The sequence below is a fragment of the Paenibacillus uliginis N3/975 genome, assembly GCF_900177425.1.
Classification (GTDB): domain Bacteria; phylum Bacillota; class Bacilli; order Paenibacillales; family Paenibacillaceae; genus Paenibacillus_AQ; species Paenibacillus_AQ uliginis.
In genome coordinates this window covers 2,682,601-2,709,272 of the sequence record NZ_LT840184.1, presented here as the reverse complement: position 1 = coordinate 2,709,272, position 26,672 = coordinate 2,682,601, and the positions used below count along the sequence as shown (strand labels likewise).

Below are 26,672 nucleotides of genomic sequence, written 5' to 3'. Positions count from 1 at the left end.
TCATTGACATACACTTTCGTTTTCTTTACTTTTTTTAAGTTAAAATGCAGAAAACCGTTGGAGTTGATCTCCAACGGATTTTCCTGTAAGCATTGATTTTGTTCGAATTAGCCGTGTAGTTTACGGTACACCTCGTAGCTGCGCCGCGCGCACTCGGATATAGCGATCGGATGAAAGCCGTTAATTTCCGAATACATCGTGTCATTTAATTTGGAAGTCCAGTTTTCCGGCAGCTGCTTCGCCCCATCGATGGCGCCCATGATCGAACCGACGGTTGCCCCGTTGCAATCCGTATCCCAGCCTCCGAGTACGGCGGTCGTGATCGCCGTCTCGAAATCGCCTCGGGCGAATACGAGCGCAGCCGCACACAACGCGGCGTTGTTATTCGTGTGCACCGGATGGTAGTGCTTGAACGATTCCCAAATCCGGTCAACAAGCTCCAGCTGGCTCGTCGCTTCATTCGCGATGCTGACGGCTAATCGAATATCGCTAGATAACCGGCAATGACGCGGAATTTCGCTTAAACCGATCTCGACAATACGCTCCGGATCATTTTCTGCAAACGCCGCAGCAATCATGGCCGATACGAACATGGCGCCATAAATACCGTTCTTCACATGCGAGAACGAAGCGTCGCGCCAAGCTAACTCTGCTGCGATCTCAGGCCTTCCTGCCGCTCCGTAGGCCAATCCGTCAACGCGAATTTGCGCTCCAATCCATTCTCGGTACGGGTTCAAGTGAGTCCGCACCCAATCTTTCTGCGCTTCGGAATCCTCACCGCGGTTCCAGCCGTACTGGTTCGCCAGCGCCGAAAAATTCGCATACGATTGCGCCTCGGCGGTAAATACTTTGCCGAACGGCAAATGCTTGAGCCACATCAATCCAGTGTCCCACGAGTCCCAAGCCAGCCCCTTCTCCTCAAGCATCAGAAGACTCAGAACGGTATATCGAATATCGTCATCGGTTTCCATATACTGAATGCGCTCTAGCTCGCTTTGCCGTGCATAATTGGCCAATTCGATTCCATGTTTTTCCTGTGCCCGCGATTGTCCTGGCGTATAGTTCTTAATTGGCCAAGCGTCCGCTCCTTCGAACCACAGCTGGACGTTTTTCCAGCCCGGATTTTCGTTTGTACCGTTCATGAACGACCAGCTTTCCAGCGGTTTGCCGAGCGCGCAACCAACACTTCTGCCGAGCCATGCACCATGAAATTTGTTCCGCCACTGCTCCTCTGTCCAGTCCACATTCATATTGCGAGGACCTTCCGGTCTCGCCGCACGAATCTCCTCCAGCCCGTTCGGTTCATAATACGGGAAGTTAGCCGCAATCGGAAGCGCTGTCAACTCTTCGTAAACAGCCGTCAACTTGCCAGCATCCTGTCCCGCGTCTTCCAGCTTCTGTTGAAACCCTTCGACCTCGCAGCCCTCTTCCGTACGCTGCTTGATTTCCGCTTGCACCAAATTTTGCAGCACTTGCCATCCCCAACTTGACATAAGCTTATCCCCCGATCTTCATCATCATAACTGAATGAATGGTTTACTTCTTCATTCTAACGAGGGAGAGCTTCTCGCGTCGTCTTGTTTTCACCCGATATTTTCTCAAAAAGGGCTAACTTTGCGGCTTGCTCTCGATAATCGAGTGGAGCGGCGCCAACGATCTGCTTAAACGCGCGGTAAAACGGCCCAGGGCTTTGAAAGCCCGCCGCGTACATCACGTCCGCAATCGGCAGATCGGAGCTCGCCAGCAGCTTTTTTGCTTCGTTCACTCGTAGTTGGAGCAAATATTGCTTAAACCCGGTGCCGAGCTTCTCTTGAAACAGATGTCTCGCCCGGGAGGGGCTCAATGCTAACCTTTCTGCGACATCTTCTAGCGATAACGGTTCCCGAAAACGCTCGTTAATATAGTCAAGCGCAGGCTTGATCCGGTAATACGACGTCAACGTGCGATTCCAGTCGGCGGACGGGGTTTCTTCGACGTAATGGCGGAGCAACTGGACGCATATTTGCAAAATTTTGCCCCGCATCATCCCCCGATAGCCTGGCTGTTTATTCTCATGTTCATCTGCAAGCTCTAGAAACAGCTCCCCGATTTTCCGGGCTGCCTTTAGTCCGCTAGGAATCCGGTTCTGGAATTTCGTCGGCAAATAGACAAACGGAAGCAGCAGCTCCTGGTCCGCCTGTTCGATAAGGGTCGGATCAAAATATAAAAATAAATACCGGCTAGGGTTGTCCGCATTCGATGCGGCGGCATGCCGTTCCAAATGATTGACGACAAATACGTCGCCCTGTTGAACGGGAAACGTCTTATCTCCGAAATAAAACGTTCCGCTCCCCGACAAGCAGTAGCCGATTTCCAAATGGTCGTGCGTATGGAAAGGATCTACGTACACATGCGGCGACCAATCAAATAGGTGAATCAATGGTTCTTTCGCCATGCGACCAAACCGCTCCTTAATGGTTGTTTATTAAATGAAGATCTACTAAGAAAAAAGCAATAGTAAATGAATTAAATCGTATAAAAATTCTTCAATGAAGGGTGGCTAGTCATTTTTTCATTTATGCGTAACAAGTATTGTTTTATCCCATAATCTACCTTATGATAAAAGCACATCTACAAAACAAGGAGATACAACATGAAAAAGACTATTGCAATACTTCTAATGCTAGTAATGTTACTGCCCTCCCAAGCATTTGCAGCGTCAGTATCTACGTCATATGTAGAGAAATTATATTTCGAGTCTTATAAAGACAGTGTCAAAGAAGTTCGGGCGGCACAAAAGAAAATGAATAAAGTAGTGTGTCCAGACGTGCAGAAGCTTACTTCCAAATCAAAAGCTTCCGTGGCTAAATATAAGACCGTTGCGAAAAGTAAACCAAGCAAGGACGTTTTAGCCAAAGCAAAAGCAGATAAAGACCAGGACAAAAAGCTACTGAGTAAAGCTAAGAAAGAATGTTCAGCTAGCAAAAAGAACATTAAAAAAGAAAGTAATAAGGCCCTTAAAGATATTGCTGTTTATAAAGCAGGCTTGGTTAAAGTGATTAAGACTCACCTGGAAGGTAAAGATAGTTTAAGTCAGGAACAGTTCACCAAGACGGTGCACGACGGGCTCACCCACATTGACTCCAGCTTTAGAGATATACTTTATTCATTAAGAACCCACTCCCAATAACCCTATATATTTGACATTTTCAATCAAAAAGATAAATTCCATCAAGTCCTGAAGGCCCGCTGCTTCAGGACTTCTTCTTTCTTAATTTCAATTCATCAAAAATCACTTCTTCAGGAATTAGATTCCCGAATCCAACCTTCTCTCAAAAATTCACCATAATTATCAAAGTCTTATTGACCATGTGTAAATTATTCGATTATAATAGATAAAAGTAAATAATTGTAACGGAAAGGAGGAATTGTCTTTGCTGGAAAATGATATTTCAATTGAACCTATAGAGATAGACAGTCTTGTCAGTATGATTAAGATGGCATACTCCTTCGAGAATTGGGAGAGGGTAATCTCATTGTCTACCACACTGCTAGATTCAGTAAAAGATATCCGACTTGAACAATCGCAATTGATAAAAACTAACAGAAGATTGAATAGACATATTTCATATTACTTTGGTTATAGTTATCTAATGAAAGGATTGGCACATCAAAAATTAAAGGAATATTCAAAATCAATCGAATGTGTCTCGTATTATGCTGATTTGAGTTGGCTTGATGATTCAACAGAGTCTGCAAAGATAGTTATTGAAGACTTTCATTTTTTCTCAAAAGCAAACTCATTAACATTAGAAATCCTAACTGGAAACAAATACAAAATGTCAGAATACATTGATTATCTTGAAAACAACTCTGATCAGGTTTTATCGGGACTTATTACGATTCTTGAGTCAGCAATTGTACATCACTTTAATATCGATAATGAACTCTCATTATTGATGCGCCATGTTCGCGACTATAGTTTTTACAAAGAACAAGTTATTGCATCTAAGTACTTATCCCTTCAATATATGTTGGCTCTATACAATTATTTAAATAAAAATTATTCTTATGCACTAGATTACACTATACATAGTTTGGTAGCTTCTGATAAACTAAATAACGATAAGTATTTTAAAAAGTCTGTTGCATTATTTGAGATACTTAAAACTTACGCATCAGTCCCTCAATTAACCGAGTATTCAAACATACTCAATAAAATATTTAAGGGAGAGATGGAAAATGAAGAAAGCCTTAATTTTAGCAGTTATTTTGTTGGGAGTAGTGAACAGTAATCCAATAGAAGCAGAAACTTCTTACAATGAACCAATTATTAAACTGTTTAATCACGGTGCAGAATATTAATAATCCTAGCAGCGAATTATTCTATGGAATAATTCGCTGTTTTTAATTGGGTCTGTCAATAATTTTACTCCTTCACTATTTTAAACCAATTTGCTTTTCAGACATATTACCCCAGATGTCAACAATTAATTCAAGGGTAAAACGATACAAAATACCCGAGATATGGAATCCTTAATATGTTATTGTTAGTTTATACCAAATTTAAGGAGGGAATAAACTATGAATATCAAATCTTTAACTATAGGCGCCCTAGTAGGAGTATCTATGCTATTTGGAAGTGTGGGTGTGAGTGCTTCTCCTGCCAATACAGATTCTGTCTCTCCTTACGCAAACCTAAGTTTGATCCTTCGCCCCGGAGAAAGTCATCATTTTCAAGGTACTGTCTTTGTAGTAAATAATGCAATGGGAGCAATCACTGTGCAACTACCAAGTTCAGTCAAAGGATTAAAACCTGGACAAGCTGTAATCGATGTGTATGCAAATGGGCAATATACCAGATATGATGTTTTCGTAAAAGCATTCTAATAAAAGGGACAAAATACTTTCATAACTGATGTTTATTGTGTCTGAGACACTACGCAAATAGTCCATTTTCTTTTGCGTAGTGTATTTTTATCTGAATTTTTATTTTGTCATCTGATATTTCCGATCTCATCGAGAAGATGTATGGTTATTTTTGTCCTTTCAAGCTGTTACATCTTTTGATACCGTTGGTACAAATACTATTTCCTTTATTTTACCTTCACCATTAACTTTTACGGCTGATAGTCCTACATGCCGATATGCTCCAGTATCTATATTCAATGTATTACTTTTCTTATCCAATTCTGCCCTACCTGATTTACAAGGGGTATGTCCGATAATCTGCAATTTACCAAGATTTTTTAGCTGCCCCCTAGTCCACAAAACACTTTCTGGATGTGATTCTTCCATTGGGTTTTCTGCAGTTAAAGAAATACCCGCATGACTAATAAAAACATTATCCGTTTCAAAATATAGTGGCAGTGATTCCATCCAAGAAATATAATTAATCAAATCTAATGATTTTCTTTCAAATTGCTTTATTGTCTCTTGCCCGCATTGTCTAAACCAATTTTCGTTTCCTTCATTTAGATGTTGGATAACTTCAAACTCATGATTTCCTTTAAGGAATTTTACTTTATCGGGATTGCTTTTTTGTAATTCGATAGCATATAAAATGGTCTCAGGTGAGAAGTTTCCCCGATCCAATAAATCTCCTAGTTGCACTAACACTTGCTTATCTCTATTCCAATGATCATCAATCAATTTATTAAAAGTATGAAAGCAACCGTGCACATCACCAACTACAAATAACTCCATGTTCAGCCCCCAAGTCAAAGTCGTTTTAGAAGATAATATTTATCTCTTTAGAAAAATGTCTTGCAGTAATTACGCATAACGTTCTTCATACCCTAAGGATTTTTGTTAACTGCCAATAACAAATTCAACCATATACTGTTTGCAAACGAGTTCATAACCAATCGACTGATATAGACGAATTGCACCTACATTCTCCTCTAGGACATTCAGGTATACGTTTGGTGTAACCAATCTCCCCGTGCGAGTTAACTCTGCACAGACCTTTTTTCCGTAGCCTTGTCTTCTCCATGCGACGTCAGTTCCGATATTCCCCAGTTCAACGTAATCCTCACTATAAACGTGGTATCCTCCTACCGCAACCAGCTCCCGTTGTTCCATTACACCATAGAACGGGTGCCGTAGTTCTTCTCTTGTAAAAGCCATTGTATGTAGTTCGGCCATTTTCGACTCAATAAGGTCAAAATAAGGCGGTCCCAAGTATAAGACGCATTTATCGACTGGTGGTAACGCTTCCTCATGGATATGCTTCATAAGAAGCAGTTTTTTCGGAGACTTGAGAAGCTCAAGCTGAGAAGCGAGAACTGCCATTTCTTCTTCATTAATAATAAAGTTACCGATGGCATCGTTAGGTAAATGAAGTTGTTCTTTCATGAATGATAGCATTGACCGGAGACAAAATGACTTTTGGACGGGAAAGACAGAAAAAGCATAAAAGGGAAGCCCCCTTAAAAAAGCCATTACTCCTAGCAACTCGCCCTGGTCTGTATACTGTCCGTAATGCACCGTATTTTGCTTACGGAATGTAAGATATGAATAGTACAGAAAATGCTGTTCCCTATTTATCGAACTCAAGATTACTTTCAACTCTGTTGGCGTTAATTCTCGAAACATATTCCCTGCCCTTATCAACATGGAATTTTTTTCATTTTAGTATAAAGAATCAGGGTGTAGTGTAATACCCCTATTTTGGATTGTCAACACTACATAAGACAAAGTTTAAGGATATTTAGTAAGTTGCGATGAAATTCCTGTTTTGTGAATCGCAGCTGATGGTTTTTCATCAGAGATTTGGATGAAAATCTATCATGATGCTCGAATGTGTCGTTATAGTGGCGGCCAACATTAAAAAGGTCTTGTCTCCTAAATATTTGGAGGCAAGACCGATGGCTGTAGTAATTATCCTGAAATCACTTTATCCTTACCAAGTGAGTTCTTCTGCAATTTCGGTATTAAGGCATAGGCAAACGTGAACAGTGGGCTTAACCACAAGAAGATTGCATAGGGTGCATATTCGATAACCGGAACACCAAGTGTAGCTGCGAAGAAAGCACCACTGACGCCCCATGGAATCAAAGGGTTAACGAGCGTCCCGCAATCTTCCAGTGTACGGGACAGCGTCTTCGCTGGAATATCTCTGCGGGTGTATTCATCCTTGAACATTTGTCCCGGCAAAAGGATAGAGAGATATTGCTCGCCGGTCATACCGTTTACCGCAATAGATGATGCACCTGTCATGAGAACAATGCTGCTGTTGCGCTTCAGTGGTTGAATGACTTTACGGAAGAAGGCTTCGATGACGCCGCAATGCTGTAACAATCCTCCTAATGATAAAGCAATTAAGATCAGAGATACGGACCACATCATAGATTGCAATCCACCGCGGTTAACGATGGAAGCGACCGTTTCGTTAGCGATCGTGCTCTTGTAGCCACTCTGCATCACACTGAACCAGACATCAATTGCCGTCTGTTGCTGAATCAAGGCGGTCACTAGAAGTCCGGTGACAATACCGACGACTAGTGTCGGAAGAATCGGAATCCGCTTGATGGAGCAAGCAATAACAGCAAGCGGTGATAGCAGCGTTAACCAGTGAATATGGAATCCGTCATGCAATGCAAGCTTGATTTGTTCTATCGATGATAAATCGATGGTATTTGTCTTTGGCGCGAGCAGGAAAAAGACAGTTGTTACGATAAGAGCCGGCAGTGTTGTGTATACCATGTTGCGAATATGTGTGAATATAGATACGCCAGCCACCGCGGGAGCAAAATTCGTCGTATCGGATAATGGCGACATTTTATCACCAAAACAAGCCCCACAGATGATCGCTCCAGCAGCCAGCGTTGGAGAAATACCCGTTGTTAACGCAATCCCCATGAAGGCGACGCCAACCGTGCTGACTGTCGTGAACGAGCTTCCGGTGAACATCGAGACGACGATGGTGACATATAACGCGCTCACTGCAAAATAATGCGGTTTAATATAATCCAGACCATAGTATAAAATCGTCGGGACCGTACCGCTCATCATCCATACGGCGATTAGAATACCAATGAGCGAGAGGATGAGAATCGGCATAATGGCCGTTTGAATGCCTTGAATGATGGCGGATTCGAGTTTCTTCCAAGAAAATCCGAATAAGCGCAATAAGGTGGCTGTGCCAACCGTTGTTGCGAGAAGCGGGAGATGCGGTTCTGCTTTTAAAAGAAAGATCGATATAAACAGAAGTGCCAGAATAAAAACGATGAGAATGATGCTTTTTGAGAAACTAAGCTGTCGATCCATGATGATAGGACTCCTTATACATTGTTATAGCGGAATAAGATTCATATCCCTGTACTTTTTTACTTTTAAGCTTTTTGGCTTTTTCGCATTGAAGCACAGAGGTAATATTAACGATAAGTATGAATAGAGTCAATGTTATGAACATACAAAGCTGGGTTTTTCAGCTAAATGGAGCGAGGCGATATTCATATCGTGATGGAGAGAATGGAAAAATGCCAAAAAAGGCGACAGCTTCGAGCAGTCGCCTTCAGACAAACTTGCGTATTTTTTATTTGGATTGAATGTACCCTTCAGCTTTAAGCAATTCAGCAATTAGGACGGCACCGCCTGCTGCGCCACGTAAAGTATTATGCGATAGTCCTACAAATTTATAATCGTATATCGAATCCTCGCGCAATCTTCCCACCGAGACTCCCATACCGCGCTCAATGTCACGATCCAGTTTCGTCTGTGGTCTGTTCTCTTCTTCAAAATACGTTATGAACTGCTTTGGTGCACTTGGCAGATCAAGCTCCTGCGGTCGTCCTTTGAATTGCAGCCAACGATCTATAATTTCTTCTTTCGAAGGTTTGTTCTCGAACGATACAAATACAGTAGCTAAATGTCCATCCGTTACGGGAACGCGAATACACTGCGTAGTAATTAATGGTGAATTTGCTTTTATAATTTCGCCATCTACAACGCTGCCCCATATACGCAGCGGCTCCTGCTCGCTTTTCTCTTCCTCACCGCCAATATACGGGATTACATTATCTAACATATCTGGCCAATCCGTAAAGTTCTTGCCGGCTCCAGATATCGCCTGATACGTCGATGCAACCACATTTGTTGGTTTGTAATCGAGTAATGCATGAAGTGCCGGTACATAGCTCTGAATGGAACAGTTGGGTTTAACAGCAATAAACCCAGTCGAAGTTCCCAGCCGCTTTCTCTGTGCAGCAATCACTTCAATATGCCCTGGATTAATTTCCGGAATAACCATCGGAACGTCAGGTGTCCAGCGATGAGCTGAATTATTGGAAATAACGGGTGTACCCGTTTTTGCGTAAGCCTCTTCTAATGCTTGAATTTCATTCTTTTTCATATCAACAGCGCAAAAAATAAAATCGACCTGAGCGGCAACCTCCGCTACTTTCGAAGCATCCTGAACGACGATACTTTTCACTTTTTCAGGAATTGGGCTAGACAGCTTCCATCTACCTTGCACGGATTCTTCATATGCTTTGCCTGCCGAACTGCTACTTGCTGCAATGACCGTTACTTTAAACCAGGGATGCTCATCCAGCAATTGAACTAGGCGCTGACCAACCATACCTGTTCCACCGACAATACCAACTTTAAGTTTTTCTGACATTAGTTATTCAAATCCTTTCGTGATGACATTATAATTCCGTGCATCAACCATCATCCGAGTACGGACAAGGCATGCAATGAGCTTCTTCTAGATAACTATTCAAATAGTCTGAATTGGTGTACGTTTCTTACATATGTGCTGCGATCTCCTTACCAAACAATAAAAAAATCCCACCCCCAAGACCGTAGTCTTAGGGACGAGATTACTAAACTCGTGGTACCACCCCAGATTTGCCAATATGTCGCCACATTAGCCTCATCAAGTACAGCATTACAGTGAATGCATATACTCTAGCTCTGTAACAGGAGCTCCTGTCACACCATCCCTTTCTAATAAAGTTCCGATGTGCTGCTCTGAGGCTTTATTCAATAAGGAACCCTTTACTCCTTTTCAACTGCCGGAGCTCTCTGTGAAAGAATTCATTTATTTACTCGTCTCTTCATCGCATTTGATACGATTATAATATAATAAACCATTTCAGGGGTAAACATTATTTTTTAATTTTGTAATTATAGATCCAGACCACATATATGCCGACTATAAATGCGGTCTCGATTCGATGATAATATTAGGCTTCTATCAGATGCAAGTACACCAAAGTTCCAGCATAATACAGCTATACCGCTTATTATTTATATATGTCTTGAATAATTGCAAGATCGAAATCATTTACGACCTCGTAAGTCCAGGAGTATTTCTTATGTATACTGATACTATTGTCTATTCTCATGAGGTTTTGATCGTTGAACAACACTGAAAACGTAGGGCCGTTTTTGGGATGAATATACATCCGATAACTGGCTTCTCCTATTGGAGAATCGCTATCGCTGACCCTTAATTTGATATCAGCAAAAACATTCATGATCATGTTTATCGTCTTTCTGTCCGTAATTTTGATTCCTAGATCGTCGAGTTCGTGGAATTCTTTCATCAAATGGATCGAACGAATTTCTTGCGATTCACCCATCTGATCGAGGACTAGCGCCTTAAATGAGGTCCTGGATTGGATCGCTGAAAACACGAGAGCACTCAGAACAATCAAAGCAACAAAGGTTATAAAAATCTTCCATGACCTATCACTCATGTCGACACCTGCCAATATTTTTTAGAAAGTTGAAGTTGATCATAATCACACTAATGATCTTCTTGTACCTTCTGAACGATCTTTTCTATACAGTTTTCTAAGCCATCTATAAATGTATCGACCTCTATGTCATAAACCTCTTCCTTGTGTACAAACTCTAGTTGTTCTTGGGCTTGCCCTATTCTTCGGTCTCCTCTTTCTTTTTCTCTGCGTTTAAGCTCTTCTACCGGACAATGAACACCAATCAATAGCAGCGGATATCCTGATAGGCATTTTACACAATCCGCTCTTGTAAACTGGTCATAAATAACATGATCAACGATAAGGTTAACTCCTTTATCAGAAAACATAGCAATTGTTCGATGGAAAAAATACTCTGTTTCAACAGGAATCAATCGATTATTTTCTCTATCTTCCATATGATCAATAACAATGTCGAAATCGTCAATACTATAATGGAAATAATCAGGCAGCTTCTTTAATAATTCTTTTGCTAATGTTGTCTTACCGGAGCTTGAAACTCCGTTTAATAAAATAATATTTCCTTTTTTCATACTTTCTCCCCCGAAACATATGGAAAATATACACAAAAGTATTGTTTTCTATTTATTTATACCCTCTTTATGTTGTTGTATGATATTGCAGATTCGCACGATCATATTTATATTCTTGTCATCGTGAGTTGGATTATTAGGCAAATATAAAGAATGATCGTAATACCCCCCATCTTCAGTACTGACAAATCCAGATGCATAAGGTCCTCGGCCATCTAGGTTTATATGCTCTAAGGTAAGATTCTCTTCATGAAACACAGATGCTAATATATTTTCTGTTCCCAAGAAGAATACAGGATATTTTATATTTTTTAAAAAATCTTTATACTCTTTTTTTGCTACTTCTTCAAGATATTCTTTAGAGATTATTAATCCATCGAAATGTTGATTTTCGTCTTCAGCTAAATCTTGAAGATTAATATTCACGTAATTTACATTATCAATTGATGGCATTTGATTAGTTCCTAATACAGCTATCTTTAAAGCGATAGAGGGACCACTTGGAGTTTGATGTTCAGAAATCTCTTCTTTTTGATTAGAACAGCTGACCAAAATAGTAGAAAACAATAAGAGAAGTAAACAGAATTTTTTTATCATTAAGACTGCACCCTTTTCTTTTAGTGTTAGATATGGTTTCACAGTTAATGAGATTCTCCTTACTCTTCGAAATGTTCACATATACTCCAGACTCGGAAGCCCTCAAGAACCAAAGCTTTAGGTCACGTACCTAAGTAGTTACATCATATTTCAAAATCCCTTTAAAGTATATAATTAACAATTACTCCTTAGATCAGCTGGTCTGTTTTATTATCAGAAAAGCTTTGAATTCTTCAAGAGATGCAAATCGGTTTACTTTGACTTCATGGTTTTTGAGATGGCATTCTAAAAGTTTGTCTAAATTTTCTATTGCTGTTTGAAGTGGTGTTAAGTCATCAGGGTTAAGAAGATTGATTAGGTTGGGAAACCCAAGCTCTTTATATAAATCCAGATAGACCATAGTGTGATCTAATGGGCTTGGCCAATGCCCCTTTTCAGCGAAATAAAGGAAGTGAGCAATTTGATCCTGTACACCAATAGCCCCGTAAAAGGCTGTTGAATAATCGTTTTTTTCACATGCTGTTACAACCTTATCTAGTACCCCTTTCACCTCTTCGTAATATCCCAACATTCTGTCCGGATAAGAAGGAGAAGTGGTGTATGTTTCCTTTTTAATCAAAACCAATTCAAGAGTATCCGATACTAGCTCTTCACAAGCTTGTCGAACTTTTGAAGCAACCTTAGCTGTCATGATTGCGTCAATCAACATTTCTAAACGAGCTGGTTTCAATGGAAGTCGCATAATCTGATCCATGTTTTTGCCCCAGCCCTTTGTATAAAAAGTCTGGTTTAATAGTGCAAGACATTCAAGTACTTTCGTTAAAACTTCGTACGCTTCTATACGGAATAAGGTCAAACTATCAGACTCCTCATTCCGTCTCATTTTATATAAGTGTACATAGACATCGTGCAACAGCGCTTCAGCTCTCTCTGTGAGATGCTGTCCATTCTTTGGATCTTGCATATCGTTGATCTTCTCTCGCAGCTTCATAAAACGAGCATGGTCTTCATCTGATCGAACGTACAGTATACGACTGTCCGCAATAATCGTAGTTTTTGAGTCCTCCATTAGAGCCATTTTCTCAGCCCGTTCCCAACCAATAGGCCAAAAATCAAAACTAATATCATTCACAATAAACTGAATGCTCGCACGGTAACCATCAGACGTTGCTGGAATGAAGAAAAAGTCTAAATCCGACCGTTTTGTTGCTGTTCCTTGAGCATACGAACCATAGTAAGCAATTATAGCAATGTCATCTGAAAAATGGGTCCTGATATGATTCACTAACGCGTCCGAAACGTCAAATACGTTTAACAATTAAATTCCTCCTCTAAATCTTCATCACTTATCTCGAGATCGCAGCACAAAAAGCCGTGAATGAACATAGTTCATTCACGGCTTTTTGTACAAGACAACTAGAAATAGACCGATGTCTACTAATAGCAATCTATACGAAGCAATGATGATCAATATGGTTCAATCAGACATACATGAACATTGGTAAGACAAAATTCACCTCTCTATACTGAGTGTGAGTTGCTTACTTAGCTCATGTGCTATTCAGTTAATTATTAACCGATAACTATTGTCTGGAACATATTCATCATCACACTGATCCCACCATTTCTTTAAATTATTCCAAGTATAACCCTTCCTCAATTAATCAGCCAGCATTTTTTTTGCGAAGCTGAGCACATCCGATTTCGCGCTTTCAGCCCAAATGGTGTAGCGGACTTGCTGTTCCTCATCCACCCAATCCAAATGGTCTGTTCCCTTCAAATCTGTTGTATATATACATTCTACACCATGAATCTGAATGGTTTCAGTCTTCTGGTTAGGATTCGTAGACGGTACAGGTGTCCCGCCAATCGGCTGTGAAGGATTTAGGTAGGTGGCAACTACGGAAACCTTCACTTTGCCTTTCACATAATTGAGGATGGTGCTGAACGATTCACTAACCTTTACGGATTTGGAGTATACGGATTGCCCACCTTCTGCTGCCTCGGCCTTCAGCTCTTTTTCCAATTCCTTGTACAAAGCAGACGTCTCATCTGGGCTCTTCAAATATAGAATCCCTTCCTTGAGTTTATATCCTTTTGGCAGAGCAGTAGGCTTCGTAAGGGACGGTGCTTTCATTTCCTTGGCTTTGGTTAAATAGTCGTTATACTTATTAAGAACGAAGCCTTTCCCTGTAAAGAATATTTTATCAAGCTGGTTATATTCTTTGTCTGAAACATAATAAGCGATCATTTGACCCGGTTTAAGTCCTTTTGTCAGTTTGTCAATTTGATCATCGATCGAGGCTGTTTTGTTCTCTGATTTGGTTGAAGCGGCAGCTATGGGCTTCATTTGTGTTGCAGATGTATTTGCTGCATATGCATTGGCTGATCCAACCATCATCGTTGTAGCGAGAAACAATGCGACTTTCATCTTATTATTCATCATGTAACTTTCGTGCTCCTTTCGGCGTAAGGCCTTTTGATTTAAATTACATTTCGTATAACACCTTACGAACAACAAAAGGGACGCTTTGTTACAAATAATTCAAAATTAATATCTATTTATTCACGGATCATGCCCGCGGCTATCTTAGCAAACTCGTCATTAGACAACGGATCCTTCGGGTCGTCGGTGATCACATATAATATTTCCTCGGTCTCACTAAGCCATGTTAATCTGCGGCTTTGACCAGTAGAGGAAGACAAGATCATTTCTGTTCCCTTTACTGTCAGTTTTACTGCTTGTTTTGAGGGAACCTTTACCGTCGAACCCTTAGATCTGGCGAAAGCAATCATAGTCAATTGACTCTCCCCTTTACGGTATTGGATCACTGTTGAGGCTACCTGGGACCAAGGTACGATTTTGTAAAACAGCTTACGCTCCTCCTCAGACTTCTCGGCCTTTTCCTTAAGTTCATTCAAAAGACTTTCATATTCCGGTGTATTCCATACAGGCTCGTTCGTAATTTGAATTCTGCCATGATCAAATGTATATCCTTCAGGGACATAGGCAGGATTCTGTATCTCGGGAGCACCTTTTTCCTCAATATCTTTTGCAAGATCATCATAATCTTTGTGCTGGATCGGGAGATAACAATAATTCAGGGGGTGCTCTTTGGCATCCGCAGTCATTTGCTTATCCTTGATATAATAAACAGCCTGCTCACCCGGTTTTAACTTTTTCTTCAGTTCCGCCTCTGTCTCCTCTCTACGTTTTTGGTTATATTCTGAGACTGAGAATTTCCACGGCTCCATCGTAGATAGAATGATTTGTCCTTCCTTGTTTTTGATTTGTACCAAATATGTGCTCGCGTATACAGTAATGGAGGAAAGAACAAAAATAGCAGAAAGTGTCGCGATGAGAATGGATCTCCGACGCTTACCCTCTTGTCTCCCATGTCTCATTTGGTGGATTTGGCGTACCTTTTGCATGATGGCGTGGGTCACGTCTACATCTTCATCAACGGAGTGTATTTCCATGCTTCTCAGACCTCGATCTTGGTCCGTCTGTCCTGGATCTCGCATAGCTCGGCCCCCCCTTTCTCCTTAATCAGCTTCATTACTTTCTGTTTCATCCGTGCATATTTTTTCTTCACTGCACTTGAATTCTTATCCAGAATTTGAGCAATCTCCGTAAACGGTTTATCTTCAAATACTCTTAGCACCAGTAGATTACGTTCTTCATCCGACAGCTTGGTTATGGCATATTCCAGCGGCTCACTGAACCATCGGCGTTCCAGCGTCTGCTCCGCACTTTCGGCGACCCCTGCCGGTTTAATAAGCCGATTCACCCGTATACGAACGCGTCTCTTACGTAGCATATTGAGACAGTGATGATAAGCAATCTTGTATAGCCAAGATGAGAACGATACCTTTACTTCATACAAGTGGATCTTAGTGAATGCCTTGATGAATATGTCTTGAACAGCGTCCTGGGCATCCTGCCTGCAGCCGAGCATTCGGCAACAGTATATGTATATTTGTTTTTTGTACGTTTCGACGATCAGCTCGAAACAATCCACCTCACCAGCTTTAACACGCCTTATGTGTTCCTCTATCGAGTCCAACTCTTAGACACACCCCGCTTTTTTCTTGTATAAGTTATATAACACTTACTCATACATAAAAGTGACACCTAAACACTGAGTTCGAGTAGAGTGCCGAGAAGGAGTCGCTTTTGCTGCCCCTGGCGCGTAGTTAGTTTCTTCCCAGCCTTCTAATGTCAAGCATGATTATAGTTAAAAAAAACACACCCGGAATGGGTGCGTTCAATTTTTAATACGGATTTTGTTTATTTCATTAAGGCTTTTTTACTCCATAACTCTTTAAATGAGTCACAATGTTCTATTAAATAATCAAATTTGCCATCACCAACGACAGAACCATTCCCCACCACAATTATCTTGTCAACATCTTTTATGAAATTTAGTCTGTGTGCAATAATGATTATTGTTTTGCCCTTGAATTCATTGAAAATGGTTTCCATTATGCTTTTCTCAGTAATATTATCAAGTGCTGACACAGGTTCATCAAGTATTAAAACATTTCGTTTTTGTAAAATAATTCTGGCAAATGCTAATCGTTGTCTTTCTCCTCCTGATAATTTTACCCCTTTCTCGCCGACCAAAGCATCTAACTTTTCTGGTAATTCTAATATTTTTTCCTTTAAATGAACTTTTTCCAAGATATCATAGATTTCTTCGTCTGAAATAGTATGATCAAAATCAACATTGCCCCTAATTGTAGTATCAAAAATAGGAGTATCTTGTGATAAATATGAGATCTGATCATAATAACTATTCAAATTAATATCATCAATATCAGTACCATCCAATAAAATATTACCTTCATTCTTTTTTAGTAATCCTACAATTAACTTTATAATAGTAGATTTTCCACCCCCACTTAATCCGACAAAAGCGACAGACATTTCTTGCTCAATAGAAAATGATAAATTGTTCAATGTTCTAACTTTTCCATAATGAAAGGATACATTCCTAAATTCAATATTCCCTTTAATTTCATTAACTGCTACTCCAGATTCTAAATTTTTATCTTCTGGAGCATTAATAAAATTCTCAAATCTTTTATACGCAACTTTATTAAGCTTATAATCTACAAATAAAATATTGAAAATTGCAATAGGTGTATAAATTTTGTCAATAAACAAAAATAATGCGACCATAATCCCAATCGATGTCTCACCTGCTAGAATGCTTTTTATGCCGTAAATCAATATAATTATTTTTATAAGTGTAATAAACAGCTCGAAAATTGCAAAGAAAGATTCATGTATCATCTTAAGTTGAGAACTTTTATTTACTATTTTGCTTGCTGTTTGGGTCAGTTTATTTATCTCTTTATCATATCTTTTATTTGTTCTAAAAACGACCAATTCCATAAATCCACGTATTGAGTATCTAGACATATTTTCTTGTTCTTTGAGGATTGTTGACTTAATTTTATACAAATATTTCAAAAGCATATTCGTTACAAAAAAGATTACGACATATCCAACTGCAATAACCAACATAATTCTTATGTCATAAAAACTAATAAAGAATAAGCTAAACAGAATGGTTGGTAATAACTCATGTACTGTTCTAAGGAAAAAAGAGAAAATGATACTATTCCCAGCTGATGCACCATTTTCAATAACCTTAATCATTTGTCCAGTACCAATATCTTGATACGCCTGATAATCAATTCTTGATATTTTGGATAATGCAATAATTTTTAATCTTTCTGTTATACTATTCGATAAATGTGTACTAGGATATTCGTCAAGATAATTGAAGATAACCGTTCCACCTAACAATACCCCATAAATAATGATTAAATTTGATATTTCCCCTAAACTGTTGATTTTCACAGCTTGATCTAATATTTTTTGGAAGACAACAATCCCTAAACTGCTTAAAAATTGAATTGTAAAACCTAAAAAAGTATATAGAAATATCCACCATTTAAAGTACAAAAGACACTTTTTCAACATTTTAGATAAACCCCAATCTTTTAAATGAGTATAAAAAAACCAGGAGTCCACACAATTTAACTATAAGGAACCTTCATTTGAATAAATTCACGGTTCTTCATGTTAAATAGCTAAGTGCCCTGGCTTTAATAATGACTTGCCGACACCATTCAAAGTTCTAGTTTTAGTACAATCAAAAGGACAGACTGCCCCCTTGATAGCTGGTACGCGTTTTTACCCAGCCCGAAAACTAGTTACTTCGAACGATACGGAAAGACATCTTTTTCACCTCAACTAAAAGATTATTTATATTGTATCTCTTCAATAGTTATTGTTCAAGAATTTTCCCGACTTTACATTGATTGAAAGACTTGGAGTTATTCTTTCACAACCAGCCCGAATATTTTCGTAAACAGAATTGCCTGAGCCGGAGATATAATACAACCCTTCAGATCCTCCAGCGTACAGCCCAGGTTATGAAAATCCGCTCTGCTTAAGTCAATTCCGGCTAATTTCGTGCCAGAGAATTGAGCTTGATCGATGATTGCTTCATCAAATTCGACTTTGTACAGTTCAGAATGATAGAAATCCGACTTGAGTAGCGAGGTGGAACGGAAAGACACCTGCTTCATATTCGCAAAGCGTAAGGCTGCGTAATCTCCGGTACAGTGGTTAAAGGATGTGTTTCGAATCGTTGCGGCTGTAAGATCAAGTCCGAGTATTTTGCAGTGGTTAAACTGAGCTCTGTGAATAATAGCATCACTAAAATCAGCATTGGACAAATCACAGTGGTTAAACACGACGTCGGTCAGTTCCACATGTTTTAGTGAAACATGTTCAAGCGTAACATTTTGAAACACAGTCTGGTCGAACAGTGCTTTATTTGCATTGAGATATGAAATTTGTTCGTCCTGAAAGATGACTTGTCTAAAGCAAGCGTCATCCTCTATTCCGCAGTCCGTCAGCAGGATGGGTTCGAGCTGTCTGGGGATTTTGGGTGATGTAATCTTTAGGCTGTCACTGGTCGTTCGGGAAGTTGATAACATGATAGATTCCTCCAGTAAAGTGATGGTATAAGTTCAAGGTCACTCCCTCATCTTAAGACACATTGTTAAGGTGTAATAAAGTACACGCTTGCATCCTCACCTTTTTTCAAATTGTCCAGTCTATGGGTACCAGTTTACTCATTAATGGTTTGTTATTCAACTATCGTTTCACGTGAATGCTACTGTTCCCACTGAGCTCCAACAGCGGCTCATTCCCTACCTATAAATTGTTTTCCTAATGCCCTTACGAGGCAAAAAAACTCATTAATTCACTTCTTTAGCTATAATATTTGTCATTGTCTGGTATAACGATAAAAATAATAATTTATACCGATAAGATTTTTTTATGACTAAAATATGAGAAAAGAAGGCCCGGATCATGAGTCAAAATTATTACTTACCGTTCATTAGTAAACCGATCAAAACTGTGCTCAAACCATTGCAGGAGATTGGAGTAATTCTCTTCTCCTCCCTGCTTGTGGCGGCTGGTCTCAATTTGTTCCTGATTCCCCATCAGCTTTTATCCGGTGGGGTTACGGGGGTTGCTTCCATCATTGGTTATATAACCGGGTGGAATATTTCCGTCGTATATTTTTTGCTTAATGTCCCTCTCATCTTCTGGGGATGGAAGGCGGTCGGACGGAGATATATCGTCCTTAGCTGCGTCTCGGTCGTCAGCGCCACTTGGTTTATGGCTATGATTCCTGTTATCCAGATAACCAAAGACCCTATTCTGGCCGCCGTATTCGGCGGCATCATCTCGGCGGCGGGCATCGGCTTTTCGCTGCGGGTCGGCGGCTCTACAGGCGGGTTCGATATCCTCGGCTCCATCGTAACGCGCAAATGGGACGTTCCGATGGGCAACTTCTTGTTCCTCTTGAACGGCATAGTGATTTTGACACTTGGCATTTTCCGGAGCTGGGACCTGGCGCTTTACTCCATGTTATCTACGTTTGTGAAGGGAAAAGTGGTCGACATAATTCATGTCGGGCATATCAAGGTCACCTGCTTCATCATAACAAAGCAAAAAGATCAGATGCTTTGTCAGCTGCGCAAGCTGCACCATGGAATAACGTGCATCCATACGGAGGGGGGGTACAGCGAGCAAGAAAACTACACGCTTATGACGGTAACCACCCGTTATGAATTGGCGGCCGTCCGAAAAACGGTAGTCCAAACTGACCCTGACGCTTTTATGAATGTGGTGCAGTCCACGGAAATTGTCGGACGTTTTGCGAGACCGAAGCTTTAGCCGCTTCCATTGCGCAGGTTTGTTTGAGCATCAACATCTTAAACTCAAACAACGAAGGCTGCCGAATCATAGTGTAGGCCAGCCTTCAAGTTAATTCGAATACCTTTCTTTTGTGTACATTCCTTGCCTCACCCAATCGTTATTCGTTGCTTAACAGGCGGTCGAAATTATCGACAGCCTGTTAAGCAAACCTTCCAGTTGAGGATGTAGAAACGAGGGTGTCATTATACCGCCAACCACATATGGCAAAGGCACTAACTTTAATATCGTAGGCCAATATGAGAACGAAGTGGATGTCAGTGCACTTTGAAAATCTGTTTAAAAGGTCCTTCCCGGTCAAGGTCGACCCTTAGCATTATGTAGACTCCTCAATTTAATATCTAATTCTAATGAAATAGTTATTTGATTAAGTTAATCCCTCGGATAATTAACTTGCATGATATCCATGAAAGGAACTTTCGTAATACCACCACTCTTTTTGATGTGTACTTTGCCTGTCCTGGAGTCCATCTGATCGATCTTGCCACGAACAGCCTCTTCCCATCCCCAAACAGTTAAAACTATCTCTGATTCCTCTTGATAAGCCTCTGTGAGTTGATTTCCGAGTTCTTCTAACACAAACTCATCTCTTGTTGGTCTTTTTGCTACTTTGGATTTAGCCATATCATAGCCCTCCTGATATTGTGTATATTCATGCTGCAGTCTTGTGACTAAAAGGGATGCTTAACCATTTTCCCATTCTCTATCATATATCCAAATGGAATCTCGGACATCGAAAGAACTCTCCCCCTCTTGGAGCTAGAAATTCAATAGTCTTATTGACTAGCGCTGAACAATATAAGTTTTTTAATTCTTTCACTTCGTTAACTGGAGTTAACTCCTTTTTCTATTTCTCCCACTATTGAGTATAAATCTTCGTGGGCAAGTTCGCTTAGATTTGAGCTTGTTATACGAAATTTAACATCGCTAAGTCCTTCGTTCTCTTAATCGTAGTCCATAAGTGCCAGAATAAAAGCCATCGTGATGGTTTTGTATCCGTGAGAATACGCTTTTGCTTTTCCCTAAGTATAAAGGAATATAACCGGTTTTAAACCGGTAATATTCATCAATTGATGAATAGTGGGCTTTTGCTCTGCTTAAGTACAGTATAGGAGAATGCTCTACAGGTCCCCAGAGTTCATCACTAAGCTTCTCCAACCAGGAATTCATTTTATTGCTACTTCCCTTTGTGATTCTACTTTCTCTTGAAAGGCAGCTAGCGCCTCTTTATTACTTTTTGACTCTGAGGGTACCACGAAGTATTCTTCTAACTAATTAATTAGTTCTAGGGAGTCTAATATTTGTTGACGTGCGGTTCGTTACTCTTCTTTTTCCAAGGATGTGTACTTTATTTTTTTCATCAATACAAACGCATCTTCATGCAATTCCTTTACTACGCGATCAACCATCTCAGATCGATTCCCTAAGGCATTGAGCTGTTCCTGTAACTGATGTTTTTCCTGCTCGTACTTTTCCAGAGTTGTTCCTCTCGAATCGCAAATTCGGTGCGTATCTTTTCCGCATGTGCGGCCACATATTTCTTCAGCTCTGTATTGAATGCCCCTCGATCGCCGTAACACAGATAATAGCATTCTTCAAAATGTCGTATAAAGTTAAGGAACCCCTCGTCCTTATAAACAGATTTAAAGCAATGAATATCATAGTGAGCGATAAAGCCGGCGTACTGATAGAGGTAGCGATACAGTTTTCCTTGTCCATCAAGGAGATATCGCGCTTATTGATCACTGTTTTGAATTTTTTGGAACACCTTTTCCGTATTTATTGTCTTCACCTTGGTTACCTCCCAAGAAAGATAAAGGGGCGTAGAGATTGCATGCAAAGATAGGGGTCGGCTCATACGTATATTCCAACAGCTTCTGTGTCAGGTGCTTATCTGTATCGTATTCAGTAATCATTATTTTGTATACTTCTAATAGTACGGTACAATGGAAGAATATCGGAAATTGGAATTATTATCACAACTGGAGGTTTCGATGAATTTGAATACTGTACATAATCAACTTTACGATTTAAGCAAATTAGAAACGATGCTGCACGAAGACCATATCGCGTGGAGCTTTAGAAATATGAACCAGATTATGCCCAAAAACGATATTCAAGCCCCAGAACACAAATTTCTGTTTCAAGAAAACGAACAGCCGTTAAGCGAAATAAATTATGAATTCGACGGCAGAAGCATCAAAGTCTCGGATTATTTGCAAAAGGTGTTCGCCACCGGGTTTCTGGTCATAAAAGACGATACGATTGTGACCGAGCAGTATTTTAACGGGTATAATGAGCATTCGACTGCGATGTCTATGTCCGTGGCTAAATCGATAGTTTCCGCATTAATCGGCATTGCGTTTGATGAAGGGGCAATGAACGATGTTCATGATCCCGTGACCTTATATTTGCCGGAGTTAATCGGAAGCGGCTTTGACGGGGCGAGTATTAAGGATATACTGCAAATGTCTTCCGGCGTTCGCTTTAATGAAGATTACAGTGACAAAGATGCGGAAATTCACACTTTCTTGAGTGATGTGTTCGGCGAAAAGGCTGTTCCCATTTCTGAATACGTACAAAAACTGACAAGATTGGAGGCGCCTGGACGTTTCCAATATAAAAGCGTTGATACTCAAATTTTGTGCATGCTAATTGAAAGAACAACCGGAAAGAAAGCCTCTGCTTATTTGGAAGAAAAAATATGGCAGCCGCTTGGCATGGAACACGATGCTTATTGGAACACCGATCTGCATGGCACCGAGATAGCATTCACGTTCGTTAACGTGACACTTCGGGATTACGCCAAGTTCGGAAGACTTTATTTACATAATGGAGATTGGAATGGCCGCCAAATCGTATCTAAAGATTGGGTCAAGCAATCGGTTACGCTCGACGGCCGGGCGGATTTGCTACCTGGGGCAGCTAATGATTTCTTTGGGTACCAATACCAATGGTGGGTTCCTCAAGACAGCAACGGCACTGAATTTATGGCGCGCGGCATTTACGGGCAGCATATTTATGTGAACCAGAAGGAACGCACGGTTATCGTTAAAACCGGAGTTGATCCGACGATATTTAATGTTCATGATTACGAGGCGGTCACTGCTTACCGCACGATCATCGAGCATTTGAAATGATGAATAAACAAGCTGCAGTCTAGTGTGGCTGCAGCTTGTTTTGCTTATCTAGCACGTATCCCTTCGTTCCTGACATAGTCTCCCAAGGTTTGATATAATTGTCTTGAATCCGTGATTTTCATAATTTCTCATTAGCAGGGAGGTATTTTCCATCCGTAACGATGAGCTGAACGATCCCCAAACACCCGCCGAGTCACTAGATGATACTACAGAACCAGTTCATGAATGGGAAGAAGAATTTTGGAACATGGAGAACGACGATGAAGATGATGAGCTGAATCCTCCACCCCAAAGAACATGGATCAAAAAAACAATTATTGTGATTCTGGCCCTTCTACTTTTCGGCAATCTGATCGCTTTTATACCGCAGATATATAATCTGCCTTCACTCCGTTTTTTGAAAAAGGATTCAGAGTTATCGCAAGAGGAACAGATCCAGAAATATAAACAATCCGTTGTTAACGTCAGTGTCGGCGATAGAAAAGGCACAGGCTTTAATATCGCACCGAGCGGCCTCATTATTACGAATCAACATGTAATGGCAGATGACAAAGCTGGCATTATCCAGTTCCTTCATGGAAAATCATATCTGGCAGATGTCATCGTCAGTGACATAGAACTCGATATCGCCATACTTAAAATTAGAGACGATGAGACCAACCTGCCTACACTGCAACTGGAAACAGAGACATCGTATCAAGAGGGCGACCCTATAAATGTCATTGGCAATCCGTTAGCATTTTACCGAATCGCCACTGAAGGTACCGTGCTAGGATTGACTTCATCTGAGAAGCGTGAGCTTCCCATGCTTATGATACAGGCGCCTATCCATAACGGAAACAGCGGCAGCCCTGTGATCAACAAGGAGGGGAACGTTATCGCTGTTGTGTTCGCCACCTCAAATACGACACAGGGGGATCAATCCATCACCGTAGGGCTCGCCATACCAATCGATTATTTGCAGAAATATGCAGAGATAATTTTTGAATAACAGTGCAAGAATTAATTCAGGCCAAACTAAATAACCTTAGTCCGGTGGAATATCGAACTAAGGTTGTTTTATGTGTTTCAGTTTTAAAATACTGTCTACTCTACGGGGGCAAGGTCACAGTCATCTGACAGGAACCTCGCCTATGGCGCAGGCAATTTTATCACAGCAGTTAACCCTTGTCCAGTGTCACTCTCTAGCATAAGTTGACCCTGGTGAGCTTGCGCGATGCGTGCAACCATAGGAAGCCCAAGACCATGCCCCTGGCGAACGGGACGGATACGCCCTGTAGTATAGGGAAGCACAACAACGTCGGATAAATACTCTTTGGGGATGCCAGTCCCGTTATCAGAAACTACAAATAGATAAAAGGAATCTTTCGGTGACCGTAAGGTTTCCAGCATAATCTCGCATCCTTCCGGGTTATGCAGCACGCTGTTATGTACAAGATTCGTTACAGCACGATACAATAATCTCTCATCCCCCATAATGTATAGGCTCTCTTCTTGGATATTTAATGTAATCGAATAACGTTCATCCAGGCCATTATTCAGAAATTCAGTTGCCACCTGTCTAGCCATAACCGAAAACCTGATTTGCTTCAAGTGAAGCGGCTGCATTTCGTACTCAAGCATAGAAACAAGGTTCAAGTCACTCACCAGAGAACGCAGCCTCTCCCCTTGGCGGCGTATAATGCCAGCCTGCTGCTTCTGTTCAGTCGTCAGCCCCGGCTGGTCCTCCAGTTCACTGGCATAACCCAGAATCATCGACAGCGGTGTACGTATATCGTGGGAAATCCCTGAAATCCAATTGGAACGTGCTTCATCCCTCGCTTTAAGAGCGTCATTTTTACTCTGCAAGATATTGGACGTAGCATTTATACTTTCTGATAAATCGTAAAAAATCCCCTTGGTTTCGACATGAACCGGCTTCTCCTTCGCAAGTGATTGAATTCCGTTAATCAGGGGCCTTATGCCGCGAATGAGTCGGGTACCGATCAGCACCGATAGCAATAAGGCCAACGCCACATTACACACCAGCAATAACAAAATTCTTATAGGTAGCGACTTGAGCCAGTCAGTCAAAAAATTAAATTGATATTTTCCATAACTGTTTTTAGGATAGCCCACAACCAGCAATCCTTCTTTATGCTCCCATACATAAACGGGATATTCTTTTAGATAATAACGTGAAAACTTGGCCACATCCGTGATGCTATAGGTATGGGGAATCTCTTCAGGGAGCCGGTCACTCCACTTCATCTTCCCCTCTGAATTCAGTAGCATGGCCCAAGCCTGATTCGAATCCAGGAGACTTATCGCCTGTGGAGCCAAGGTATAGTTTCCATCCTTACCTTCGAGCCCCGCGGCAATTTGCTCTACAACTGACTCCGGTGATGGCTGTGTATGGATTTCCTTAAATATAAGAGAACCAAGTAGAATCAGGTTGAATAGCAGTAACATCAAAGAAACCAGAATTGTCGATCCGACAAATCGCCGTAAAATTCGGACAACTCCATCCATTAGCGGCACTCCTGTACCATAAGCTTGTAACCTAAACCTCTTACCGTTAGCAAAAATGCGGGGTTAGAAGGGTCCTCTTCTATTTTTTCCCGAATTCTTCGAACATGAACCATTAATGTATTCTCGTAACCATAGCAGTCATCTCCCCATACCGCTTGGCATAAAGCATCACTTGTTACAATTCGGCCCTGATTCTCATACAACTTAATCAGGATGGAGTGCTCTTTAGCTGTCAGTGATAATTCTGTCTCTTCTCTCTTTACTACAGCACTTTCCAAATCGATTAACTGTCCACCGAGTCGAAAAACAGGTAGTCTCTCGACAACATTGGAAGCATACACCCGCTTCAGAATAGCCATCAGCCGCAAAATCAGTTCCCTCGGCAAAAAAGGTTTAACCATATAATCGTCAGCCCCCATCCCTAGGCCCAACAGCCGATCCTCATCCTCGCCACGCGCAGACAGAAACAGCACAGGCATGTCCGAAAAAGATCGGATTGATGAGAGAAGCGAAAACCCGTCTCCGTCAGGCAGCATAACATCCAGAATGGCCATATCTGGTTTCTCCAGCCTGCAAATGGACAACGCAGTGTTATAATCCTTTGCTGTGTAAATACGAAAAAAGCCCTCTTTCCGCAAGAATCGCTCAATCATTTCCCGAATCTCCGGTTCATCATCAACAATCAATATTTTTTTATTCTTCATCATGTCCAATTTACATCACCCTATTTAATTATACATGATAAAGTTTTGCACCCGATTGTTCCATTTCTATTTAAGGTAAATGTAAGGTCATCTTCAGCTGAGTGAAAGATGCCCACTCTATATTTAAAACAAGATAAACACTTATTGAAATGGAGCTGAGTTGATTG

The 26,672-nt window shown here is 40.7% G+C and carries 24 protein-coding genes and 1 other annotated feature; of the genes, 6 read left to right on the top strand and 18 right to left on the bottom strand.

Going from position 1 to position 26,672, the window contains the following annotated elements; translation table 11 throughout:
- Positions 1-107 precede the first annotated feature (107 nt).
- Complete coding sequence (locus B9N86_RS12810) at positions 108-1,493, bottom strand: ADP-ribosylglycohydrolase family protein (protein ID WP_208919596.1); 1,386 nt, start codon at positions 1,491-1,493, stop codon at positions 108-110.
- A 56-nt stretch (positions 1,494-1,549) separates the two neighbouring features.
- The gene (locus B9N86_RS12805) at positions 1,550-2,434 is read right to left on the bottom strand and encodes an AraC family transcriptional regulator (RefSeq protein WP_208919594.1); all 885 of its coding nucleotides are present in this window, start codon (positions 2,432-2,434) and stop codon (positions 1,550-1,552) included.
- Positions 2,435-2,632: 198 nt separating this feature from the next.
- Between B9N86_RS12805 and B9N86_RS12800 the strand changes: the two genes are divergently transcribed.
- From B9N86_RS12800 to B9N86_RS12790, 3 genes are all read left to right on the top strand, one after another.
- A complete protein-coding gene (locus B9N86_RS12800; protein ID WP_208919592.1) occupies positions 2,633-3,169 on the top strand; it encodes a hypothetical protein in 537 nt (178 codons plus the stop codon).
- A gap of 244 nt (positions 3,170-3,413) precedes the next feature.
- On the top strand, positions 3,414-4,274 hold the full coding sequence (locus B9N86_RS12795; RefSeq protein WP_208919590.1) for a hypothetical protein: 861 nt from the start codon (positions 3,414-3,416) through the stop codon (positions 4,272-4,274).
- A 289-nt stretch (positions 4,275-4,563) separates the two neighbouring features.
- Positions 4,564-4,869: a hypothetical protein gene (locus B9N86_RS12790; RefSeq protein ID WP_208919589.1), complete on the top strand. Its 306-nt coding sequence runs from the start codon at positions 4,564-4,566 to the stop codon at positions 4,867-4,869.
- Positions 4,870-5,028: 159 nt separating this feature from the next.
- On the opposite strand, the gene B9N86_RS12785 is transcribed toward B9N86_RS12790, so the two are convergent.
- From B9N86_RS12785 to B9N86_RS12725, 13 genes are all read right to left on the bottom strand, one after another.
- Positions 5,029-5,685 carry a metallophosphoesterase family protein gene (locus B9N86_RS12785; RefSeq protein ID WP_208919587.1) on the bottom strand — a complete coding sequence of 219 codons (657 nt, stop codon included), beginning with the start codon at positions 5,683-5,685 and terminating at the stop codon, positions 5,029-5,031.
- 105 nt (positions 5,686-5,790) lie between these two features.
- Positions 5,791-6,336, bottom strand: coding sequence for a GNAT family N-acetyltransferase (locus B9N86_RS12780; protein WP_244563068.1), 546 nt, complete (start codon positions 6,334-6,336; stop codon positions 5,791-5,793).
- Between the two features lie 525 nt (positions 6,337-6,861).
- Positions 6,862-8,250, bottom strand: coding sequence for a Na+/H+ antiporter NhaC (nhaC, locus tag B9N86_RS12775; protein WP_208919583.1), 1,389 nt, complete (start codon positions 8,248-8,250; stop codon positions 6,862-6,864).
- 268 nt (positions 8,251-8,518) lie between these two features.
- Complete coding sequence (asd, locus tag B9N86_RS12770) at positions 8,519-9,604, bottom strand: aspartate-semialdehyde dehydrogenase (protein WP_208919581.1); 1,086 nt, start codon at positions 9,602-9,604, stop codon at positions 8,519-8,521.
- Positions 9,605-9,793: 189 nt separating this feature from the next.
- Positions 9,794-10,056, bottom strand: a binding site (T-box leader).
- Positions 10,057-10,232: 176 nt separating this feature from the next.
- Positions 10,233-10,688: a hypothetical protein gene (locus B9N86_RS12765; RefSeq protein WP_208919580.1), complete on the bottom strand. Its 456-nt coding sequence runs from the start codon at positions 10,686-10,688 to the stop codon at positions 10,233-10,235.
- A 50-nt stretch (positions 10,689-10,738) separates the two neighbouring features.
- On the bottom strand, positions 10,739-11,242 hold the full coding sequence (locus tag B9N86_RS12760; protein ID WP_208919578.1) for a chloramphenicol phosphotransferase CPT family protein: 504 nt from the start codon (positions 11,240-11,242) through the stop codon (positions 10,739-10,741).
- 48 nt (positions 11,243-11,290) lie between these two features.
- Positions 11,291-11,881, bottom strand: a complete 591-nt coding sequence (locus B9N86_RS12755) for a hypothetical protein (RefSeq protein WP_208919576.1) — start codon at positions 11,879-11,881, stop codon at positions 11,291-11,293.
- A 151-nt stretch (positions 11,882-12,032) separates the two neighbouring features.
- Positions 12,033-13,157, bottom strand: coding sequence for a kanamycin nucleotidyltransferase C-terminal domain-containing protein (locus B9N86_RS12750; RefSeq protein ID WP_208919574.1), 1,125 nt, complete (start codon positions 13,155-13,157; stop codon positions 12,033-12,035).
- A gap of 342 nt (positions 13,158-13,499) precedes the next feature.
- Positions 13,500-14,285 (bottom strand): hypothetical protein, encoded by a 786-nt coding sequence (locus B9N86_RS12745; RefSeq protein ID WP_208919572.1) that lies wholly within the window; start codon positions 14,283-14,285, stop codon positions 13,500-13,502.
- A gap of 116 nt (positions 14,286-14,401) precedes the next feature.
- On the bottom strand, positions 14,402-15,364 hold the full coding sequence (locus B9N86_RS12740) for a hypothetical protein (protein ID WP_244563067.1): 963 nt from the start codon (positions 15,362-15,364) through the stop codon (positions 14,402-14,404).
- Complete coding sequence (locus B9N86_RS12735) at positions 15,325-15,906, bottom strand: RNA polymerase sigma factor (protein ID WP_208919570.1); 582 nt, start codon at positions 15,904-15,906, stop codon at positions 15,325-15,327. Before B9N86_RS12735 ends, B9N86_RS12740 begins: the two co-directional genes overlap by 40 nt.
- A gap of 224 nt (positions 15,907-16,130) precedes the next feature.
- The gene (locus tag B9N86_RS12730) at positions 16,131-17,885 is read right to left on the bottom strand and encodes an ABC transporter ATP-binding protein (protein WP_244563066.1); all 1,755 of its coding nucleotides are present in this window, start codon (positions 17,883-17,885) and stop codon (positions 16,131-16,133) included.
- Positions 17,886-18,190: 305 nt separating this feature from the next.
- Positions 18,191-18,859, bottom strand: a complete 669-nt coding sequence (locus B9N86_RS12725) for a pentapeptide repeat-containing protein (RefSeq protein WP_208919569.1) — start codon at positions 18,857-18,859, stop codon at positions 18,191-18,193.
- 379 nt (positions 18,860-19,238) lie between these two features.
- Here B9N86_RS12725 and B9N86_RS12720 point away from each other — a divergent pair, with 379 nt between their 5' ends.
- Positions 19,239-20,111, top strand: coding sequence for a YitT family protein (locus B9N86_RS12720; protein WP_208919567.1), 873 nt, complete (start codon positions 19,239-19,241; stop codon positions 20,109-20,111).
- Positions 20,112-20,522: 411 nt separating this feature from the next.
- Here B9N86_RS12720 and B9N86_RS12715 read toward each other — a convergent pair whose 3' ends face one another.
- On the bottom strand, positions 20,523-20,774 hold the full coding sequence (locus tag B9N86_RS12715) for a YolD-like family protein (RefSeq protein WP_208919565.1): 252 nt from the start codon (positions 20,772-20,774) through the stop codon (positions 20,523-20,525).
- Between the two features lie 1,370 nt (positions 20,775-22,144).
- Here B9N86_RS12715 and B9N86_RS12705 point away from each other — a divergent pair.
- Together B9N86_RS12705 and B9N86_RS12700 are read left to right on the top strand one after the other, a co-directional pair.
- Positions 22,145-23,290: a serine hydrolase domain-containing protein gene (locus B9N86_RS12705; RefSeq protein ID WP_244563065.1), complete on the top strand. Its 1,146-nt coding sequence runs from the start codon at positions 22,145-22,147 to the stop codon at positions 23,288-23,290.
- Between the two features lie 247 nt (positions 23,291-23,537).
- Positions 23,538-24,281 (top strand): S1 family peptidase, encoded by a 744-nt coding sequence (locus B9N86_RS12700; RefSeq protein ID WP_244563064.1) that lies wholly within the window; start codon positions 23,538-23,540, stop codon positions 24,279-24,281.
- A 140-nt stretch (positions 24,282-24,421) separates the two neighbouring features.
- Here B9N86_RS12700 and B9N86_RS12695 read toward each other — a convergent pair whose 3' ends face one another.
- Positions 24,422-25,801: a sensor histidine kinase gene (locus B9N86_RS12695; RefSeq protein ID WP_208919562.1), complete on the bottom strand. Its 1,380-nt coding sequence runs from the start codon at positions 25,799-25,801 to the stop codon at positions 24,422-24,424.
- Complete coding sequence (locus B9N86_RS12690) at positions 25,801-26,508, bottom strand: response regulator transcription factor (protein ID WP_425298585.1); 708 nt, start codon at positions 26,506-26,508, stop codon at positions 25,801-25,803. The genes B9N86_RS12695 and B9N86_RS12690 overlap by 1 nt, the downstream gene beginning before the upstream one ends.
- Positions 26,509-26,672 lie beyond the last annotated feature (164 nt).

Bases quoted from the DNA above. Each gene is read 5' to 3' on its own strand.
- asd (WP_208919581.1), bottom strand. From the start codon at position 9,604: ATGTCAGAAAAACTTAAAGTTGGTATTGTCGGTGGAACAGGTATGGTT.
- B9N86_RS12810 (WP_208919596.1), bottom strand. From the start codon at position 1,493: ATGTCAAGTTGGGGATGGCAAGTGCTGCAAAATTTGGTGCAAGCGGAA.
- B9N86_RS12720 (WP_208919567.1), top strand. From the start codon at position 19,239: ATGAGTCAAAATTATTACTTACCGTTCATTAGTAAACCGATCAAAACT.
- B9N86_RS12790 (WP_208919589.1), top strand. From the start codon at position 4,564: ATGAATATCAAATCTTTAACTATAGGCGCCCTAGTAGGAGTATCTATG.
- B9N86_RS12760 (WP_208919578.1), bottom strand. From the start codon at position 11,242: ATGAAAAAAGGAAATATTATTTTATTAAACGGAGTTTCAAGCTCCGGT.
- B9N86_RS12780 (WP_244563068.1), bottom strand. From the start codon at position 6,336: ATGAAAGAACAACTTCATTTACCTAACGATGCCATCGGTAACTTTATT.
- nhaC (WP_208919583.1), bottom strand. From the start codon at position 8,250: ATGGATCGACAGCTTAGTTTCTCAAAAAGCATCATTCTCATCGTTTTT.
- B9N86_RS12715 (WP_208919565.1), bottom strand. From the start codon at position 20,774: ATGGCTAAATCCAAAGTAGCAAAAAGACCAACAAGAGATGAGTTTGTG.
- B9N86_RS12740 (WP_244563067.1), bottom strand. From the start codon at position 15,364: ATGCGAGATCCAGGACAGACGGACCAAGATCGAGGTCTGAGAAGCATG.
- B9N86_RS12695 (WP_208919562.1), bottom strand. From the start codon at position 25,801: ATGGATGGAGTTGTCCGAATTTTACGGCGATTTGTCGGATCGACAATT.
- B9N86_RS12725 (WP_208919569.1), bottom strand. From the start codon at position 18,859: ATGTTATCAACTTCCCGAACGACCAGTGACAGCCTAAAGATTACATCA.
- B9N86_RS12690 (WP_425298585.1), bottom strand. From the start codon at position 26,508: ATGATGAAGAATAAAAAAATATTGATTGTTGATGATGAACCGGAGATT.
- B9N86_RS12700 (WP_244563064.1), top strand. From the start codon at position 23,538: ATGGAGAACGACGATGAAGATGATGAGCTGAATCCTCCACCCCAAAGA.
- B9N86_RS12785 (WP_208919587.1), bottom strand. From the start codon at position 5,685: ATGGAGTTATTTGTAGTTGGTGATGTGCACGGTTGCTTTCATACTTTT.
- B9N86_RS12745 (WP_208919572.1), bottom strand. From the start codon at position 14,285: ATGATGAATAATAAGATGAAAGTCGCATTGTTTCTCGCTACAACGATG.
- B9N86_RS12805 (WP_208919594.1), bottom strand. From the start codon at position 2,434: ATGGCGAAAGAACCATTGATTCACCTATTTGATTGGTCGCCGCATGTG.
- B9N86_RS12765 (WP_208919580.1), bottom strand. From the start codon at position 10,688: ATGAGTGATAGGTCATGGAAGATTTTTATAACCTTTGTTGCTTTGATT.
- B9N86_RS12705 (WP_244563065.1), top strand. From the start codon at position 22,145: ATGAATTTGAATACTGTACATAATCAACTTTACGATTTAAGCAAATTA.
- B9N86_RS12800 (WP_208919592.1), top strand. From the start codon at position 2,633: ATGAAAAAGACTATTGCAATACTTCTAATGCTAGTAATGTTACTGCCC.